Origin of the sequence: Haemophilus paracuniculus (genome assembly GCF_002015115.1) — a bacterium.
Lineage (GTDB): Bacteria > Pseudomonadota > Gammaproteobacteria > Enterobacterales > Pasteurellaceae > Haemophilus_E > Haemophilus_E paracuniculus.
In genome coordinates, this window is sequence record NZ_MUYA01000002.1 from 108,717 (window position 1) to 128,404 (window position 19,688).

General features: G+C 45.1%; 15 protein-coding genes. 13 read left to right on the forward strand and 2 right to left on the reverse strand.

The window, feature by feature from the left end; translation table 11 throughout:
• Nucleotides 1-9: 9 nt before the first annotated feature.
• The 5 genes from B0187_RS01585 to B0187_RS01605 all read left to right on the forward strand — a co-directional run bounded on the left by B0187_RS01585 (nucleotide 10) and on the right by B0187_RS01605 (nucleotide 9,783).
• A complete protein-coding gene (locus B0187_RS01585; RefSeq protein ID WP_078236113.1) occupies nucleotides 10-2,151 on the forward strand; it encodes a transglycosylase SLT domain-containing protein in 2,142 nt (713 codons plus the stop codon).
• Between the two features lie 134 nt (nucleotides 2,152-2,285).
• On the forward strand, nucleotides 2,286-3,554 hold the full coding sequence (locus B0187_RS01590) for a malic enzyme-like NAD(P)-binding protein (RefSeq protein WP_078236114.1): 1,269 nt from the start codon (nucleotides 2,286-2,288) through the stop codon (nucleotides 3,552-3,554).
• A gap of 252 nt (nucleotides 3,555-3,806) precedes the next feature.
• Nucleotides 3,807-8,966 (forward strand): YadA-like family protein, encoded by a 5,160-nt coding sequence (locus B0187_RS01595; RefSeq protein WP_078236115.1) that lies wholly within the window; start codon nucleotides 3,807-3,809, stop codon nucleotides 8,964-8,966.
• A gap of 253 nt (nucleotides 8,967-9,219) precedes the next feature.
• Entirely contained in the window at nucleotides 9,220-9,498 is a 279-nt protein-coding gene (locus B0187_RS01600) for a type II toxin-antitoxin system RelE/ParE family toxin (protein ID WP_078236116.1), read from the forward strand.
• Between the two features lie 15 nt (nucleotides 9,499-9,513).
• A complete protein-coding gene (locus B0187_RS01605) occupies nucleotides 9,514-9,783 on the forward strand; it encodes a HigA family addiction module antitoxin (protein ID WP_078236117.1) in 270 nt (89 codons plus the stop codon).
• A 95-nt stretch (nucleotides 9,784-9,878) separates the two neighbouring features.
• On the opposite strand, the gene ilvN is transcribed toward B0187_RS01605, so the two are convergent.
• Nucleotides 9,879-10,370 carry an acetolactate synthase small subunit gene (gene ilvN / locus B0187_RS01610; RefSeq protein ID WP_078236118.1) on the reverse strand — a complete coding sequence of 164 codons (492 nt, stop codon included), beginning with the start codon at nucleotides 10,368-10,370 and terminating at the stop codon, nucleotides 9,879-9,881.
• Nucleotides 10,363-12,087, reverse strand: a complete 1,725-nt coding sequence (locus B0187_RS01615; protein WP_078236119.1) for an acetolactate synthase 3 large subunit — start codon at nucleotides 12,085-12,087, stop codon at nucleotides 10,363-10,365. The genes ilvN and B0187_RS01615 overlap by 8 nt, the downstream gene beginning before the upstream one ends.
• Before the next feature lie 428 nt (nucleotides 12,088-12,515).
• Here B0187_RS01615 and yihI point away from each other — a divergent pair, with 428 nt between their 5' ends.
• From yihI to rlmM, 8 genes are all read left to right on the forward strand, one after another.
• Nucleotides 12,516-13,091 carry a Der GTPase-activating protein YihI gene (yihI, locus tag B0187_RS01620; protein ID WP_078236120.1) on the forward strand — a complete coding sequence of 192 codons (576 nt, stop codon included), beginning with the start codon at nucleotides 12,516-12,518 and terminating at the stop codon, nucleotides 13,089-13,091.
• A 2-nt stretch (nucleotides 13,092-13,093) separates the two neighbouring features.
• Nucleotides 13,094-13,540 carry a DUF2489 domain-containing protein gene (locus tag B0187_RS01625; RefSeq protein WP_078236121.1) on the forward strand — a complete coding sequence of 149 codons (447 nt, stop codon included), beginning with the start codon at nucleotides 13,094-13,096 and terminating at the stop codon, nucleotides 13,538-13,540.
• Nucleotides 13,540-14,907 (forward strand): oxygen-independent coproporphyrinogen III oxidase, encoded by a 1,368-nt coding sequence (gene hemN, locus B0187_RS01630; protein WP_078236122.1) that lies wholly within the window; start codon nucleotides 13,540-13,542, stop codon nucleotides 14,905-14,907. The genes B0187_RS01625 and hemN overlap by 1 nt, the downstream gene beginning before the upstream one ends.
• Before the next feature lie 12 nt (nucleotides 14,908-14,919).
• Nucleotides 14,920-17,271: an LPS assembly protein LptD gene (gene lptD, locus B0187_RS01635; RefSeq protein ID WP_078236123.1), complete on the forward strand. Its 2,352-nt coding sequence runs from the start codon at nucleotides 14,920-14,922 to the stop codon at nucleotides 17,269-17,271.
• A 141-nt stretch (nucleotides 17,272-17,412) separates the two neighbouring features.
• Nucleotides 17,413-17,667, forward strand: a complete 255-nt coding sequence (locus tag B0187_RS01640) for a type II toxin-antitoxin system Phd/YefM family antitoxin (protein ID WP_078236124.1) — start codon at nucleotides 17,413-17,415, stop codon at nucleotides 17,665-17,667.
• A complete protein-coding gene (locus B0187_RS01645; protein WP_078236125.1) occupies nucleotides 17,664-17,954 on the forward strand; it encodes a type II toxin-antitoxin system RelE family toxin in 291 nt (96 codons plus the stop codon). Before B0187_RS01640 ends, B0187_RS01645 begins: the two co-directional genes overlap by 4 nt.
• A 7-nt stretch (nucleotides 17,955-17,961) precedes the next feature.
• A complete protein-coding gene (locus B0187_RS01650; protein WP_078236126.1) occupies nucleotides 17,962-18,363 on the forward strand; it encodes a DUF423 domain-containing protein in 402 nt (133 codons plus the stop codon).
• A gap of 1 nt (nucleotide 18,364) precedes the next feature.
• Nucleotides 18,365-19,435: a 23S rRNA (cytidine(2498)-2'-O)-methyltransferase RlmM gene (rlmM, locus tag B0187_RS01655; RefSeq protein ID WP_078236127.1), complete on the forward strand. Its 1,071-nt coding sequence runs from the start codon at nucleotides 18,365-18,367 to the stop codon at nucleotides 19,433-19,435.
• Nucleotides 19,436-19,688 lie beyond the last annotated feature (253 nt).

Consider the following 19,688-nt stretch of genomic DNA (forward strand, 5'->3'; position numbering starts at 1 on the left):
AAGAATTTTATGTGGAAAAAAACGCTGTTAGCGTTATTGGTGGCAAGCCCGTTGCTTTGGGCGAATGAAAATCCACCCGCCTCAACGGCAACGGAAAAAACATTTAGCCAAAGCGAGGTGGATCAACTTCAAGGCAAATGGAAAAGCGACCAAGAAAAAGAGGCTCAACATCTTATCGCTCAACGCAACCTCTTTTTAGAGGTGGAATCCTTGCTCAACGGCATTACCTCGCAAGCCAAAATCTCGCCTGAAATGTTGCAATTAAGCAGCAAATTGATCGATTTATTGGGCGATTATCCCCTGCGAGAAGAAGCGGAATGGTCTTTGCTCAACGCCAAATTATCCAAAGGGCAGGCGAGTGAGGCGGATATTCAAGCCTTTCAGCAACGCTACCCAAATTCCGCCTATCAGAAAACCCTCGCCCAACGCCCGTTTGAGCAACTTTATTCCCAGAAAAAATATGGGGAATTGTTGGATTACGCCAAACAGGTCGCACCGCAAGGGGCGGACAATCAATGCCGAATGTTCTCGGCACAATATCAGCAGTTAGCGAATAAACTCAACGGCTCGGCGGACAACGCCAAAGAGAAAGCAGTGCAGAGTCAAACGGCGTTTTTGTTGAAAGATCTGTTCGGGCAGTTTGAAGGCTTTTGGTCGAAAACCCTTGCCGTGCCTGAAATCTGCCAAGATATTGAAAAAGCGTGGCAAGCGGACGGCGGCAAAACCAACGAACAAATTCAACAAAAAGCGGTGGCTTTATTTGCCAAAAATAATGGCAAAGCCTTGGCGGAATTAGCGAAAGGTAGCGAGGTAGCAGGGTGGATCAACAGCCTCGAAAAATTGCTTGCCGAGCCACAAAATCTGCCGAAATTTTTAGAAATCCTACCCCTTGCAGAACAAAATAAAACGGCGGAACAACTGCAAACGATTGAACTTAACAAACCAGTCGTGGTTCAAGCGTTCCCCGCTTTTGTAAAAACCTTGCCCGAGCAACTGGAAAACCCTGATTTTGCCGTATATCAGCAATGGGCAGATCAACTGCAACTCAGCCCAGAGCAGGTGCGAGAGTGGAAAATTGCGTTTTTGAACCGCTTGTTTGATAACCAAAACCCGACTTTCCAAACGTGGCGAGATAACCAAATTGCCGAATTGAAAGCGGATAATCTCACTGAACGCCGTTTGCGTTTGGCGATTTTGCAACAAGAGCCGTTATCCCAATGGCTTGATCTGCTTTCCAACGAGGGCAAAACGAAATTGGAATGGCGTTATTGGGCGGCAAAAAGCGAGAAAAATGCCAAAAAACGGGAACAGCAGTTACAGGCGTTAATGGGCGAACGTGGTTTCTATCCAATGTTAGCGGCGGACAGCTTAGGCAAGCCTTACCAACTTTCCGAACCCGAATTTAAAGGCTTAACGGACGAACAAAAACAGCAATTCGCCCCGCAACTTGCCAAAATCACCGAATGGAAAGCGTTGGAACGCCATTCCCAAGCCAAAACTGCGTGGGTAAATTGGCTCAAAACATTGAGTTTTGACGAGCAAATCGCCCTTGCCGATTACGCCAAACAGCAAGATTGGTATGATTTAGCGGTGGAAAGCACCATTTTGGCGAAAGCGTGGGATTATTTGAGTTTGCGTCTGCCGAATGCCTATTCCCAATGGTACGATTTACATTTAGCTGATAAGCCGATCAGTAAGTCGTTCGCAATGGCGATTGCTCGTCAAGAAAGTGCGTGGGATGCCCAAGCCCGTTCTTCGGCAAATGCGTTAGGTTTGATGCAAATGTTACCTAGCACCGCCGAGAAAACGGCGAAAGATAACAGCTTGCCGTTCGCAGGGGAAAATGATCTCTTTGATCCATTCAAAAACATTATGCTTGGCGTAACTCATTTAACGGAATTGAATCAAAAATACCCGAGCAACCGAGCCTTAATCGCCGCCGCTTACAATGCAGGGGCAGGGCGAGTGGAAAAATGGTTGGAACGTTCGCAAGGTAAATTGGCAATGGACGAATTTATCGCCTCTATTCCCTTTTACGAAACCCGAGGCTATGTGCAAAACGTGATCGCCTACGACTATTACTACCAACTTTTGCAGAAAGTGAAAGAACCGATTATGTTCAACCAAGCTGAAAAAGTGCGTAAGTATTAACCCAAACCCGCTTGTTTTCGCAAGCGGGTTGTTTTTTGTCAAATTTTGCAAAGATTTTGTTAGCCTTTTGTTAAAATAAGAGTAAAATCGCACCCACTTTTTTCTGACAACATTTCATTTTAGAGGACACAACAATGAGCGATTTAAGACAAGCTGCCTTAGATTTCCACGAATTTCCCGTTCCAGGCAAAATTGCGGTTACTCCAACCAAAGCCTTAGCCACCCAGCACGATTTAGCCCTCGCTTATTCCCCTGGCGTTGCCGAACCTTGCTTAGAGATTGAAAAAGATCCGTCCGCCGCTCGCCGCTACACCGCACGCGGTAATTTGGTGGCGGTAATCTCAAACGGCACGGCGGTGCTAGGTTTGGGTAATATCGGGGCGTTGGCAAGTAAGCCCGTAATGGAAGGCAAGGGGGTACTTTTCAAAAAATTTGCGGGCATTGATGTGTTTGATATTGAGATCAACGAACACGATCCAGACAAATTAGTCGATATTATCGCCTCACTTGAACCGACTTTCGGCGGCATCAACCTTGAAGATATTAAAGCCCCAGAATGTTTTTACATTGAGCGAAAATTGCGTGAGCGTATGGGGATTCCTGTTTTCCACGATGACCAACACGGCACGGCGATTATCGCAGGGGCGGCAGTGATCAACGGTTTAAGCGTTGTCGGCAAAGATATTAGCAAAATCCGCTTGGTGGTAAACGGGGCAGGGGCTTCGGCGATTGCTTGCACCAACTTGTTAATGTCCCTCGGCGTAAAACGTGAAAACATCACAATGTGCGACTCAAAAGGCGTGATCTACCAAGGTCGTGGCGATCAAATGGACGAAACCAAACAGTTCTATGCGATTGAAGATAACGGCTGGCGTACCCTCGGTGATGCGATTGTGGGGGCAGATGTATTCCTCGGCTGTTCAAAAGCAGGGGCGTTAAAACCTGAAATGGTGAAAGAAATGGCGGACACCCCGTTAATTCTCGCCCTCGCCAACCCAGTGCCAGAAATCACCCCGCAAGATGCCAAAGCCGTTCGCCCAGATGCGATTGTTTGCACAGGTCGTTCCGACTATCCAAACCAAGTAAACAACGTGCTTTGCTTCCCGTTCCTTTTCCGTGGGGCGTTAGACGTGGGGGCAACCGCCATCAACGAAGAAATGAAAATGGCAGCCTCTTATGCGATCGCCGAACTCGCCAAAGAACCCGTGCCGTTTGAAGTGATTTCCACCTACGGCGAAAAATCATTCGGTGCGGATTACATTATCCCAACCCCATTCGATCCACGCTTAATCGTCCAAGTTTCTACCGCCGTGGCGAAAAAAGCGATTGAAACGGGTGTCGCTACTCGTCCGATCACCGACTGGGACGCTTATGCGGAACAAGTTAAAAAGTTGGTTGCGTAAAATTTAAAATTACTTTTACACTATAGAAGAGGCTTTAAAGCCTCTTTTTTACAAAAATATAATAGAATAATTTAATTTTTTACATAAATAAATTAAATGATAGTATATTACTGGACATTTTATAAGCAGGTATGGGAGTGAGATTTAACATATTTGATTATAAATTGTTTGATTTTTTTTTTTTTCGACTAAAATTGGATATTTTGAGCACAATTTGTGTTTTTTGATTTTAACAAAGGATCGTAAATCAATATGAATAAGATTTTTAAAGTAATTTACAATGTGTCGATGCAACGTTTTATTGTTGTTTCTGAGTTAAGTAAGAGTAAAGGGAAATCAAGCAGTAAAATAGATAAACGACCAGATCTTTCTTTACCATTAAGTTTAGTCGGTGGTTTATTGTTGAGCACAAATGCTTTTTCTGCTAGTCAGGTTTCACCAAATCAGTTTTATGCTGAAACGGATAGTGCAAACTCATTTGTGGCGGTGGGTAAGACTGCAATAAAACAGAATACAGGTTCAGGTGTTTCTATTGGTAGTAATACTTCTGTAAATTTACCCAATGGAATTGCGATAGGACAAAATGTTTCGGTAGGATTACAAAGTACTTTAGATAATTCTTGGCAGTTATTGGGACGTGAAAGCACGGCATTAGGTCAGAATGTTACCTTAGCGATGAATAGAAGTGTAGCTATTGGTACTGATATTTTGGTTGGGCGTCCAGATTTCCCTGGATTGACTACGGCAGACTATATTACAGAGTCTGTTGCGGTGGGAAGTTCTTTATATACACCTGCCAAGCAAGTTACTATGATGGGAACAAATGTTTCCGTGTTGGGTATGAATAGTGTAGGTATTGGTACGAATCTTTATGTCGGTCAAAATTCTCTACCTGGTTATTCAACAGAATCAGTTGTTTTGGGGAACCACATTTCAACATCAGAAAGAAGTTATGCGATAGGTTCGGCTATTACTGCAACGGCTACAGATGCAATTTCAATTGGCCGAGAAATTACCAATAAAGCACCAACTCGTTCTATTGCTATAGGTAAAGGCATTAATATCACGAGTGGTAGCTCTGAAGTGATCGCAATCGGGACGAATGCGAAATCTTATGGCGGTCGTTCTATTGCCATTGGTATGGATGCTGGAATAATGGGTGGTTATTCTAATATGATCGCCATTGGTTCTAATGCAAGAGCGAATTTAGGAGCCGGAGCAATGGCATTCGGTCTTAATGCAAATGCATCCAATGAGGGTAGTGTGGCGATTGGTCGTAATGCTTTTGCTCAAAATAATAACTCTCTTGCTTTAGGTAATTCGGCAAATGCAACTTCATCATCTCTTGCCATTGGTAATGGAGCTCGTTCTTCTTCTGTCGCAGGCGTTTCAATTGGTACAAATGCTTGTGTAACAAATGCAGAAAATGGCATTGCGATTGGTAAAACTGCTATTGTTGAGGGAGCGAATACGGTCGCACTTGGTTCTGATATTTCTGTTAGCACTGCAGGTTCTGTTGTTTTAGGTAATGCTTCGGCTAGCTCTACAGCAGAAACTGTTAGTGATGCAACGGTTGGAAGTTACGTCTATTCGGCAGATCGTTTCGCAGGTAAAGATTTTACAAACCGAGCGGGAGCTTATGTAAGTGTAGGATCAACATCTAATCCTCGTCAAATCAAGTTTGTTGGTGCTGGGCAAATTTCTAAAAATTCGACAGATGCAATCAATGGTTCACAACTATATGCAGTAATGGAACGTGCAGAAACTGGTTGGAATATCACAACGAGTAAATCAGGTAATGGTGAAGTAAGCGGTACGATTGATGATAATATCGGTTTGGCAGAAATTTTAACCGTAGATGCAAATAATAATATCAACATTACCCAATCGGCAAATAAAATCAGCATTGCTACTTCAAGTAAACCAACCTTTGAGATAGTTAATGTTACCAATAGCTTAAATGTTGGGGATATTATTGTGAACGCAAGCGGTATCAATATGACGAATAAGCCGATTACTAATTTGCAAGCAGGCACAAATGATACTGATGCGGTAAACGTAAGTCAGTTGAAAAAAGCTCGTTCAGTAGTACGATCTGGCACGAATACAGTGGTACTAACGGAAGCGAATACGACTTCGGGAGGCACGGATTACATTGTTCACGCTTTCAATACGACTGTAAGCAAAGGTTCTGATGAAGTGAAAGTGGAAGGTACATTCAACACCGCCACCAACACCACCAACTATGCGATTGATTTGTCAGACAGTGCGAAGAACAACATCACCACCGCAAACGAGGTGGCGAATGCGGCAAATAACACCGCAAATGCAGGTTGGAAGTTGAATACAACCAGTTCGGGCAATGGTCAAGTATCGGGTTCAAGCAATGAAACGATCAATATGAACGAAACCGTTACCATTGATGCGGGCAACAATATCAACATCACGCAAGCCACCAACAAGATCACGATTGCAACTTCAACTAAGCCGACTTTTGAGACGGTGAACCTGACCAAAGACGGCAACACGGTGAACTTCACGCCGAGTTCCGAGGGGCTAACCCTTTCAAACGCAACGGGTCAGCCCGTGAAAGTGTCGGGGGTGGCGAATGGCACGGTTAGCTCAACCAGCAAAGATGCGATCAACGGTTCGCAACTGTACGAAACGCAAAATACCCTCACGGCAAAAGGGTTGAGTTTCTTGGGCAACGATAACGGCTTAACTGCAATCCACAAAAACTTAGGCGACACGTTGAGTATTGTCGGTGGTGTGGATAAAGCTCAAAAAGACAGCACAACCGCCAAAAACACCTATGTGGATAATGAGGACGGCAAGCTGGTGGTGAAATTCAGAGAAACCCCTGAATTTAAAGGCGTAACGTTCAATACAAGCGGTACGATTGTAAATCTAACCACCACGGCAGAGGGGCTAAAAGTTGCGGATAAAGACGGCAATGTGACCAAAATCACCAACGTGGCGAATGGCACAGTCAGCCCAACCAGCAACGATGCGATTAACGGTTCACAGCTTTATGCCACGGAAAAAGCCTTGACCGCAAAAGGGTTGAGTTTCTTGGGTAACGATAACGGCTTAACGGCGATCCACAAAAATCTCGGCGACACGTTGAGCATTGTGGGCGGTGCGAGCAACGAAACCACCTCAAACATCAACACCTATGTGGATAACAGCGGTACGCAGTTGATCGTGAAGATCAAGGAAAACCCTGAATTTAAGGGCGTAACCTTTAATACAAGCGGTACGATTGTGAATTTAACCACCACCGCAGAAGGACTAAAAGTTGCGGATAAAGACGGCAACGCCACCAAAATTACCAATGTGGCAAACGGCACAATCAGCTCAACTAGCAACGATGCAATCAATGGTTCACAGCTTTACGCCACGGAAAAAGCCTTGACCGCAAAAGGGTTGAGTTTCTTGGGCAACGATAACGGCTTAACAGCGATTCACAAAAACTTAGGCGATACATTGAGCATTGTGGGTGGTGCGAGCAATGAAACCACCTCAAATATCAATACCTATGTGGATAACAGCGGTACGCAGTTGATTGTGAAAATCAAGGAAAACCCTGAATTTACAGGTGTAACCTTTAACACAAGCGGTACGATTGTGAATCTAACCACCACGGAAGAGGGGCTAAAAGTTGCGGATAAAGACGGCAACGCCACCAAAATCACTAACCTCAAAGCAGGCGAGGCGGATACCGATGCGGTGAATGTCAGCCAGTTGAAAAATGCCACGTCCAATATGGTGGCGACGGGCTTGAATTTTGCAGGGGATAATAATGTAACCGTTCATCGTGATCTCGGTCAGACCTTGAAGATCGAGGGCGGGGCGACTTCCAACCTGACTTACGGCAACATCGGGGTGGTGGAAGATCCTGCGAATGGCTCGCTATCCGTGCGTTTGGCGGAAAAAATCAATCTCGGCACGAATGGCACGATCACAATGGGCAATACCACCCTCGCCGATAACCAAATCAAGGTGGGCGATAACACTACCATTGGCAACGGTACGGCGACTTTCGGCAACGTTACCATTGCGAACGACAAAATCAGCGGATTGCGAGACGGTGATATTTCGGCAAATAGCACCGAAGCGATTAACGGCAGCCAGCTTTTCCGCGTGGTGAATAATATTTCGAACGTGGCAAGCGATGTGGCGAAAGGGTGGAATTTAACCACCACTGCAAGCGGTGGTTTTGTGGAAAATACTAGCCTTGAACAGATCAATATGGGCGAAACCGTTAAGATTGACGCAGGCAAAAATGTGAACATTACCCAAGCGGGCAATACGGTGAGCATTGCCGTGTCAAACAATCCGACTTTTGAAAACGTTACCACCGACAATTTAATTTTCGCAGGCAATCCAAATGCGAAAATGAATTACGCAGACGGCGGCATTAGCCTCAATGGTAATAAATTAACCAATGTGGCGAACGGCACGAACCCAACGGATGCGGTCAATGTTCAGCAATTAAACAACGCAGGCTGGACGATTGCGGGCAATGGCAACAACGTGAGCAAAGTGGTGAATAACAATGTGGTGAGCTTTGATAATGGCAACGGCACAACGGCTCGGGTGGTAAAAAAGGACGATGGTTCGACTGCGGTCAGCTATGATGTGAATCGTTCCCCGATCATCACAAACAGTGATGGTACGCTGGTAGCGGGTAACAAATCAGGCTTTGCGACCGCCGATGATATTGCCAATGCGATTAACCAAGCGGGCTGGCAGGTGCAATCCACCGCCACCGTTGGCACAACGGGCAAAGTGGTGAATTTGGATAGTAACGGCAACAGAACTGCCAACCAAGCAGCGACCAAAGTGTCCGTGGGGAATACGGTGAATGTCAATGCCGGCAACAACATTGTGGTAACTCGCCAAGGGCGGAATATTGAAGTTGCCACCTCAATGACCCCAACGTTCAATACCGTTGCGGTTGGCAATGGCGAAGTTACCATTGGGGCGAGCAAAGGCAAGGACGGCGTCAGCCAAGTTACCCTCGCAGGTAAAGACGGCAAATCCGCCGCACGCATTTCAAATGTAGCCGCAGGAAAAGCGGACACCGATGCGGTGAATGTGAGCCAGTTACGCAACACAGCCAATATATTGAACAACAATATCAATGCGGTAAATGATCGCGTTACCAAAGTGGATCGCCGTCTAAGAGCGGGCGTTGCAGGGGCGTTAGCGGTCGGCAACTTGCCACAAGTCCACACCAACGGCAAATCACAACTTGCCGCAGGGGTAGGCTCTTACCGTGGACAAAACGCCGTTGCCGTGGGTTACTCTCGCTTGTCCGATAACGGCAAAGTGATCTTAAAAGTCTCAGGCAACGCAGACAGCCGCGGCGATGTCGGAGGTGCGGCATCTATCGGCTTTGAGTGGTAATTTCCACGATTGAACCTTAGTAAAACGCAACCTTTGGGTTGCGTTTTTTATTGCCGAAAGGGAATGAAACAAGCGGTGGGATTGGCAAAAATTTTTAGGATCGCACCGCTTGTGGCTTTTAATTTTGTGATCTCGATCGACAAAATGAATTTTGCTGGTGGAGAAAAATATCAGAATGGCTAGGATACGGATTGAGGATAATCTTTAATCCTTTGTTTAAAAAGTGTAAAATCAAGTTTATACGGCTAGAAAAATGATTATTTCATTCAAGCACAAAGGGCTGGAATTGTTTTTCAAAACAGGTTCAACGGATGGGATTCAAGCCAAGCACGCTGGGAAGTTGAGATTACTTTTGGCGACTTTAAATAATGCGGAAACAGTATTTGCAATGGATATGCCAAGTTGGAATTTGCATAAATTACACGGTGATTTGGTAGGACATTGGTCGGTAAAAGTGAATGGAAATTGGCGTATCACATTTAAGTTTGAAAATGGACACGCTGAAATTGTCGATTATCAAGATTATCATTAAGGAACAGTGATGAGAATGTACAATCCGCCCCACCCAGGGCTATTATTAAAAGAGTATTTAGCGGAAATGAGCGTTACTGATGCGGCGAAACAGCTTGGTATTTCGAGGGGGGCTTTATCTCGGATTTTAAATGGAAAAGCTAACATTTCCCCTGAAATGGCGGTGCGGTTAAGTAAATTTTTGACGAACACCACCCCAAAATTATGGTTAGGAATGCAGGCTGATTACGATTTATGGCAAATCGAGCAAAATCAGTCGTTTAATATTACCCCGTTGTTTGCTTAGGGCAAGCGGTAAGATTTGAAAATTTTTTAAAATCTTACCCCTTGCAAAATAAAAAGGGACGCACTTGCGTCCCTTTTGGCTATTTAGTTTACCGTTTATAGGCTATTTTTCTCGCCACGCGAGAGGCTAATCAGCCCTGAGCGGACGATTTCGATCACGGTGGTTTCGGCTTTGACGGCTTCGATGAAAGCGTTGAGTTTTTCGCTCGTGCCAGAAAGCTGAATGGTGTAGATTTTCGGGGTGATGTCGATAATTTGCCCACGGAAAATATCGGTCATTCGCTTCAATTCTTCACGGGTTGAACCCACCGCACGCACTTTGAGCAACAGAATTTCACGCTCAACGTGTTCGCAATGGCTGAGGTTGATCACCTTAAACACATCGATCAATTTGTGCAGCTGCTTTTCGATTTGCTCTAAAACCTTTTCATCGCCTTTGGCGACAATCGTCATTCGCGAGAGGGTTTCGTCATCGGTTGGGGCAACGGTCAGGCTTTCAATGTTGAAGCCACGTTGAGAGAAAAGCCCCACCACACGGGACAACGCCCCCGATTCATTTTCTAATAAGACTGAGAGTGTTCTACGCATTGGTTCGCTCCGTTTTGCTTAACATCATATCTTTCATTGATTCGCCACGAATTTGCATTGGGTAAACGTGTTCGGTTTCATCAACTAACACATCAACAAACACCAATTTATCTTTGATCGCAAAGGCTTCTTTGAGTTTCGCCTCTAATTCGGACGGTTTGGTGATTTCGATCCCAACGTGTCCGTAAGCCTCGGCAAGTTTGACGAAATTTGGCAACGAGTTCATATAAGATTGCGAGTGGCGACCCGCATAAATAATATCCTGCCACTGTTTCACCATTCCCAAGAAACGGTTATTGAGGTTGATGATCACCACTGGCGTATCATACTGTTTGGCGGTGGAAAGCTCTTGAATATTCATTTGAATACTGCCGTCCCCCGTTACGCAAACCACCGTCGCCTCTGGGTGGGCGAATTTCACGCCGATTGCCGCTGGCAATCCGAAGCCCATTGTGCCGAGACCGCCCGAGTTGATCCAACGGCGAGGTAGATCAAACGGATAGTGCAACGCTGCAAACATTTGGTGCTGCCCCACATCAGAAGCCACATAGGCTTGACCGTTGGTTAATTTATACACGGTGCGGATCACTTCTTGCGGTTTGATTACGTCCTCGCCTTGCTGATAATTCAAGCAATTTTTCGCTCGCCATTGCTCAATTTGCTGCCACCAAGCGGTGAGATCCGCCTGATTTTTTGCTAAATTTTCTTCGGCAAGTAGCGAAAGGAACTCGTCTAACACATTGTCGGCACTGCCCACGATTGGAATGTAAGCTGGCACGGTTTTTGAGATAGAGGCAGGGTCAATATCGATGTGGATCACTTTCGCATTCGGGCAATATTTCGCCAAATTGTTGGTGGTGCGGTCGTCAAAACGCACCCCGATCCCCAAGATCAAATCGCTCTCGTGCATTGCGGTGTTTGCCTCGAACGTGCCGTGCATTCCCAACATTCCCAACAATTGTTTGTCGGTGCTTGGATATGCCCCCAAGCCCATTAACGAACTGGTAACCGGCAAGTTCAATTTTTGAGCGAATTCGGTAACTTTTTGGCTCGCTTCCGAAATCACGGCACCGCCACCCACGAATAAAATTGGTTTTTTAGCGACCAAAATCGCTTTCAAGGCTTTTTTGATCTGCCCTTTATGCCCTTGCACCGTTGGGTTATAAGAGCGAAGCGAAATCTCTTTCGGATATTCGTAATTGTATTTGATCGCAGGGTTTACCACATCTTTCGGCAAGTCAATCACCACAGGTCCAGGGCGACCCGTTGAGGCGATATAGAACGCTTTTTTGATGATTTGCGGAATATCTTCCGCCCGTTTGACCAAGAAACTATGCTTAACCACAGGGCGAGAAATGCCCACCATATCGCACTCTTGGAATGCGTCCGAGCCGATCAAGCTAGACGGCACTTGCCCCGAGAATACCACGAGGGGGATCGAATCGGTGTACGCAGTGGCAATGCCCGTGATCGCATTGGTTGCCCCTGGTCCAGAGGTAACGAGAACGCACCCCACCTTACCCGTTGAACGAGCGTAACCGTCCGCCATATGCACCGCCGCCTGCTCGTGGCGAACCAAAACGTGCTTGATTCCGCCTAGCGTATGAATGGCGTCATAAATATCGAGTACAGAACCCCCTGGATAGCCGAAAACGTATTCTACGCCCTCGTCTTGAAGCGACTGCACCACCATTTCAGCACCTGATAGTTTTTTCATTCAATCCTCCCACAAATGTATGCGAAATGTTAAATCTAAGTGTTGAAGCGGATTGTGCAGAAATTTTTGGTGGTTGTCTAGTAGCAAAAATCGACAGTTTTAGGAATGGTGTGGAATTTAATGCTGATAAGTTTATAAATTTAGCATAAAATAAATTTAAATCGGTTTTTATGCGGTTTTTCCTTACTTTATCCCAAATTTTATAAAAACGGGAAAATTTAATTTTTTTGCAAAAAACAGCAAATTTATTCGAGCAATGATTAAAATGTAGGGGCGGATTTTATATCCGCCCTAGTGTGAAATTCCCCAAAATCCCGCCCCTTGCAGCACCTCTTTGCAATCGCCTCGTGGAAGTTATCCATTTTGAGTATTCTTGTGATACAATCCGCACTTCATTTTGTTTGAATAAAAATTATCGAAAAACGACTATGAGCCGTACTAAAAAAACACGCCGTATTACTGATATTATGCCGATGCGTAAGGCGGATAAACCGCAGCAGCCGAAGCCGAAATTGGGTGGGGGCAAAAATCGTAAATTGACCCGTTATGAATTAGATGCCAAAGCGAGAGAAGAGAAGAAAAAGCGTAAGCATAAGGGCTTGCCGAATGGTTCTCGTAATGTTGATCCTGCCGAGCAGAAAAAAGTGGTGCAGAAAGAGGTGAAAGATCCTCGCATTGGTAGCCGTAAAAAAGTGCCGTTGATGGTGGAATTTGTGAATCAGCCTGAAAAGGGCAGAGTGATTAAGCCTGTGCCAGTGGAAGAAAAACCGCGTTTAGCCCCTGAAATTGAGTTAGAGCAGTTGGAAAATAACGAATGTTTGAACCAGTTGTTAGACGATTTAGAGGCGGGTAAGGTGCTTTCGGCGGAAGATCAAAAATTCGTGGACGAATGTTTGGATCGGATCGATGAGTTGATGACCGAACTCGGCATTGAGGACGAAGACGAGAGCGAAGATGCGTTACTGCGTCAATTTGAAACCATTGATATTAACCAATTCCGTTAAAAATGATTCGATATTTTTTATTTGTGTTAGCCGTTTTGATCGTGCTGTCGATGGCAGGCTATGCGATTTCGCTCTTTTGGAAAATTCGCCGCCAGCAACAGCAGATCGAGCAGGCAAAACGTGAACGTTACCGTAATATCTGCGACAGTGTCGATGTGATTGCCCGAGCAATGCTTTCGGGGCAATGTGATCTCTCCGAGGGGGTGTTACGCTTAAAGCCACTACTTGATGTGATTGGGAAAAAATTAGCGGTTTTCCCAGCGATGTGGGCGTTATATCAAGTGGTGGAATCAATGCCGATTTTGGACGAACGTAAAAATCTCAAACGCAATGAGCGTATGAAATTAGATTTAGAACGGGAAACCAAAGAGGCAGCGTTGGAAGATGAAATCAAACAAGAGTGTCGCCAACTGCTAGACGACATTCAACAATTTAGTCAGGGGCTATAATGGCAGAAATTATTTGGGATTTGGGGCTTATTCAAAAATATAATCAATCAGGGCCTCGTTACACCTCTTACCCAACGGCGTTAGAATTTAGCGAAAGCTACACCGATCACGATTTCCAGCAAGCGGCGGTTCGTTATCCGAATCGTCCGCTTTCGCTTTATGTGCATATTCCGTTTTGCCATAAACTTTGCTATTTCTGTGCCTGTAACAAAATCATTACTCGCCACCGCCATAAGGTGGATATCTATTTGGATTATTTGGAAAAAGAGATCAAAAATCGTGCCAAATTATTCCAAAACCGCCAAGTTACCCAAATTCACTGGGGCGGCGGCACGCCTACCTACCTTGACGAAGCACAATCTACCCGCTTGATGACGATGTTGCGAGACAACTTCAATGTGCAAGCTGAGGCAGAAATCAGCATCGAAATGGATCCCCGTGAAATTGAGCTGGATATGCTCGATCATTTACGCAAAATCGGGTTTAACCGCATTAGTATGGGGATTCAAGATTTCAACAAAGAGGTGCAAAAGCTCGTCAATCGTGAACAAGATGAAGATTTTATCTTTGCCCTAATGAAACGAGCGAGGGAACTCGGCTTTACTTCGACTAACATTGATTTGATCTACGGTTTACCACAACAGACGGTAGAAAGTTTTATGTTTACCCTTGAAAAAGTGGTGGAACTTAATCCAGACCGAATGAGCGTATTTAATTACGCCCATTTACCGAGCCGTTTTGCGGCACAAATCAAAATCAAAGATGAGATGTTGCCAGCCCCAGAAACTAAACTGACGATTTTGCAAAATACTATTGAGTTTTTGGGTAAATCGGGCTATCAATTTATTGGAATGGATCACTTTGCCAAGCCAGATGATGAATTGGCTATTGCCCAGCAAAACGGCGTGCTACACCGCAATTTCCAAGGCTACACCACCCAAGAGGAATGTGATTTACTTGGCTTAGGGGTGTCGGCGATCAGCTTATTAGGCGATACTTATGCCCAAAATCATAAAGAGTTAAAACTTTATTATGAAAATGTGGAAGATCGTGGCATTGCGTTACACAAGGGTTTTGTGTTGTCGAAAGATGATTGTATCCGCCGAGATTTGATTAAAGCCTTGATCTGTAACTTTAAGCTCGAAACTGACCGCTTGGAACAGGATTATCAGATTGATTTCAACCGCTATTTTGCCGAAGACTTAGCTCTACTTGCCCCGTTGGTGGAAGATGGTTTAATTGAGATTAGCGATAAGGCTTTAACCGTCTCACCAAAAGGACGATTGCTCATTCGCAACATTTGTGTTTGCTTTGATATTTATTCACGCCAACACGCCAAAAGACAACAATTTTCGAGAATTATTTAAGAGAGAAACATTATGAAACAACGTTACAGCTTACTTTCTCTTGCGATTATTTCTGCTTGTTATAGCAGTTATGCCAACGCAGATTTAAAACAGCAATGTTTGCTCGGTGTGCCACAATTCCAAGGGGAAGTGGTTAAGGGCGATCAAACCCAAATGCCTGTTTATATTGAGGCAGATAGTGCCGTGATCAATCAGCCGAAAGATGCTACTTATACGGGTGATGTCAGTGTCAAGCAAGGTAATCGCACTATTTTGGCGGATCAAGTTCGTTTAGAACAAAATGGTGATATTTCCCGAATGGCATATTTGCAAGGTAATTTTGAATATCAAGATAATTTTGTGCAAGCCAAAGGGCGTGATGCCACCATTGATTTATTCAGTAAAGATACGGATTTAGCCAATGCGGATTATCAATTTGTTGGACGCCAAGGGCGAGGCACGGCAGGTGAAGTTTCTGTGCGAGAAGATCAGCGTGTGTTTAAAAATGCGAGCTTTACCTCTTGCTTACCTGGTGATGAGTCTTGGTCGGTGGAAGCCAAAGAGATGAGACAATATGTCAAAGAAGAATATGCAGAAATGTGGCACGCTCGATTTAAAGTGCTTGGTGTGCCGATTTTCTATACCCCTTATTTACAATTCCCGATTGGGGATCGTCGCCGTTCGGGCTTGTTAATTCCAAATGCAGGACGCTCAAGCCGTGATGGTTGGATGTTCTCACAACCTATTTATTGGAATATCGCACCGAATTATGATGCAACCATTACCCCAACTTATTATTCAAAACGAGGCTGGCAAATTAGCCCAGAATTTCGTTATTTAACGACTTTCGGACAAGGCTTAGTTGCTAGTGAATATATGAACAATGATCGCTTGGCAAGTTGGCAAAATCGTCCGCAGAATAAAGATAAATCACGTTATATGCTTTACTGGAAACATAACGTGAATTTTGCCTCTAATTGGCGTTTTTCTACGGATTACACCAGAGTAAGCGACAAACGTTATTTCTCTGATTTTGACTCGCCTTACGGTAGCAGTACAGACGGTTACGCTACTCAAACCTTTAAATTAGGCTACTACCAACCGAATTACAATTTGTCGATTTCGGGCAAAAAATTCCAAACGTTCGACAATATGGCAATCGGGCCTTACCGTGTCTTACCGCAGATTGATTTTAATTATTATAAAAATAATCTGATCAAGGGGGGGGATTTCAAATTATTCGCCCAAACGGCGCGTTTTGCTAACGATAGCCACTTAATGCCAACGGCGTGGCGATTCCACGCAGAGCCAAGTTTGAATTTCCCAATGGCGAACCGTTACGGTAGCCTTGATGTGGAAACCAAACTTTATACCACTTACTATATGCAGCAAAAAGGTAGTTCAGCCCAAGCAGAAGATGTGAAAAGCCGTGTCAGCCGTGTATTGCCACAGCTCAAATTGGACTTCAAAACCGTTTTAGAAGCGAATAATCAACTCTTTTCTGGTTTCAGCCAAACCTTTGAGCCGCGTGTGCAATATCTCTATCGTCCTTATAAGGATCAAAGCGATATTGGCTCAAAACGTTATCAAAACTTAGGTTTAGGCTACGATTCTGCCTTGTTACAACAAGATTATTACTCAATGTTTAACGACCGCCGTTACAGCGGTTTAGATCGTATCGCTTCGGCAAATCAAGTTACCGTGGGCGGTACAACCCGTTTCTTTAACGACAGAACAGGGGCGGAGGTGTTTAATTTCAGCATCGGGCAAATTCGCTATTTCAGCCCGTCTAAAATTGACAACCTTTCCACCAACAGTATGGCAAAACGTTCTTCCTCGTGGGCGATGGAATCCAACTGGAAATTTAGCCCGAAATGGAACTGGCACGGTGGCTATCAATACGACACCCGCCTAAGAGAAACTTCGTTAGCGAATATGTCGTTACAATATAAACCTCGTCAAGACAAAGTGGTTCAGCTGAACTACCGCTATGCGAGCAAAAATTACATCGACCAAAGCCTCAGCCGTGGGGCGAACCGCTACGGGCAAGACATCAAACAGCTTGGCGGGGTAGTGGGCTGGGAATTAACCGACAAAGTGTCCGTAATGGCAAGCTACTATCGTGATCTCGCCCTCAAAAAGCCCGTTGAAATGCAGTTAGCGATTGACTACAACACCTGCTGTTGGAAAACCACCTTCTACGCAGGTCGCCGCCTCGTTGCCACCCCAACGGGCAAACCAGACGGACGCAACGATTTCTACTACGACAACCGTTTTGGTATCAACTTTGAACTGCGTGGTTTCAGCTCAAATTACAACAACGGCGTAACTAGAATGCTCAAACGAGGCATTATCCCTTACACCGAGGCTTACAACATCAACTAAGCCAAACAAGGGGTAGGATTCTTGAAAATTTCTACCACTTAAACGTTAAACGCCCTATCTGCTTTGCGAATAGGGCGTTATATTTTATTTGACAAAACCTAAAAAAAGAGCGATAAATCGCCCCCTAAAAAGGGGGATAAAATGCCGAGTCTTGTTTTAACCGATACCGTGGCAAGTATCACGGAACTGAAAACCAACCCAATGGCAACTATTAACGCCGCTAATGGCGAACCGATTGCCATTTTAAACCGCAATGAACCTGCGTTTTATTGCGTGCCACCGCATATTTATGAATATCTGATCGAGTTGGCGGACGATGCGGAACTTGCCAAAATTATCGAGGAACGCCAAGCCGAAAAAAGCTATCCTGTTGATTTGGCGGATCTACTCAAATGAGCTATGCGATTGAATTTATTCCGTCATCGGAAAAAGAATTTCGCAAATTGTCTTTGGATTTACGAAAACAATTTGTCGCTAAATTGCAGGAACGAGCCGAAAATCCTCGTGTAGAAAGTGCTAAATTGCGAGGAATGAAAGATTGCTACAAAATCAAATTACGAAATTCGGGTTATCGACTTGTGTATCAAGTGATCGATGAACGTATCGTGGTAAAAGTGATTGCAGTCGGCAAACGTGAACGTAATGAAACATATCAGAAAGCAAAAAACCGTTTAACTTATTGAGGTCTCAATGAAAAACAAATTTCTCTTTTTCTCTGCCATTAGTGGCTTTTTTTGTGTCGCCTTTGGGGCTATTGTGTCGCACGCGTTGGAACGCAAATTAGACGAGCAAGCCTTGGTCTGGATCGACAAGGGCTTGATATACCAAATGTTGCACACCCTCGCCTTATTTGGGTTAGGTTTGTTCCAAATTGCCAATAATTTGCAAAACCCACCCGCTTGCCGTGCCAAAGCCTTCAACATTATCGGCGGTAGTTGGGCGTTAGGCATTTTGCTATTTAGTGGCAGTCTTTACGCCCTCGCCCTCAACGCCAGCCCCGCGTTACGTTTTGCTACCCCAGTCGGTGGCACGCTGTTTTTAGTCGGTTGGGCGGCACTTGCCTACATCAGTTTAAGAAGTCGCAAAAATTAAGATGAACAAATTAGCCCTTTATTGCCGTGCTGGTTTTGAGAAAGAGGTGGCAGGCGAAATCAGCGAACGTGCGGCGGAACTCGGCATTTACGGCTTTGCCAATTTGAAAGAGCAGAGCGGTTATGTGATTTTTGAGTGTTACCAGCAAGGCGAAGCGGATCGCTTGGCACGCGAAATTGCGGTGTCGAGTTTGATTTTTGTCCGCCAAATGATCGTGGTTGGCGAGCGGTTAGACAATCTGCCCGAGCAGGATCGAATCAGTCCGATTTTGACCGCTTACCAAGCTCAATCCTTGCCGAAAAGTAGCGAGCTGGTGGTGGAAACGCCCGACACCAACGAGGCGAAAGAGTTGCTGACGTTTTGCCGTAAATTTAGCGTGCCGTTACGCAACGCCCTCAAAAAACAGGGCTACCTGATCGCTAACGGCAACGAAAAACAGAGCGTAACCCTGCATATTTTGTTTGTCCGCTCGGGTTGTTGCTATGTGGGTTACGCCTACAATCATCAGCGTTCGCCACTGTTTATGGGTATTCCTCGCCTGAAATTTCCGTCAGATGCCCCCAGCCGTTCCACCCTCAAATTAGAGGAAGCGATTTTGACCTTCGTGCCACAAGCGGATCGATTTAGCGAACAGATGATCGGCGTGGATTTAGGGGCTTGCCCTGGTGGTTGGACTTATCAGCTCGTGAAGCGAGGGCTGTTTGTGTATGCGGTCGATCACGGCAAAATGGCGGCAAGCCTGCACGATACTGGGCGGATCGAACATTGTGTCGAGGACGGTTTCAAATTCCAACCGCCGAAACGCAAGCAAATCGATTGGCTGGTGTGCGATATGGTGGAACAGCCAATGCGAATCAGCAAACTGATCGCCAAATGGCTGATTAACGGCTGGTGTCGCGAAACCATTTTCAACCTCAAACTGCCAATGAAAAAACGCTATCAAGAGGTCAAACTTTGCCTTGATTTTATTAGCGAAACCCTTGATAAACAAGGCTTGCCACACCAAATCCAAGCAAAACACCTCTACCACGACCGAGAAGAAATCACCGTGTATCTTCGGGTGGGGCGTTGAGGTTGGTTGCAAGCGGTAGGATTTTTCGAAATTTTTGCCCTCTCCCTGATTTTTCTTCTGGACGAAGAAAAATCTGTCCCTCTCCCACAAGTGGGCGAGGGTTGAAACGTTGAGCAAAACCAAAACTCTCTCCCGTTTACGGGAGAGAGACAGCGAAAAAATTGCGTTAGGCAATTTTTCGCAGAGAGAGGGGCAACAAGCGGTAAGATTTCCACAAATTTTTGTATTTGTTGTCCCCCTTGTATATTAAAAC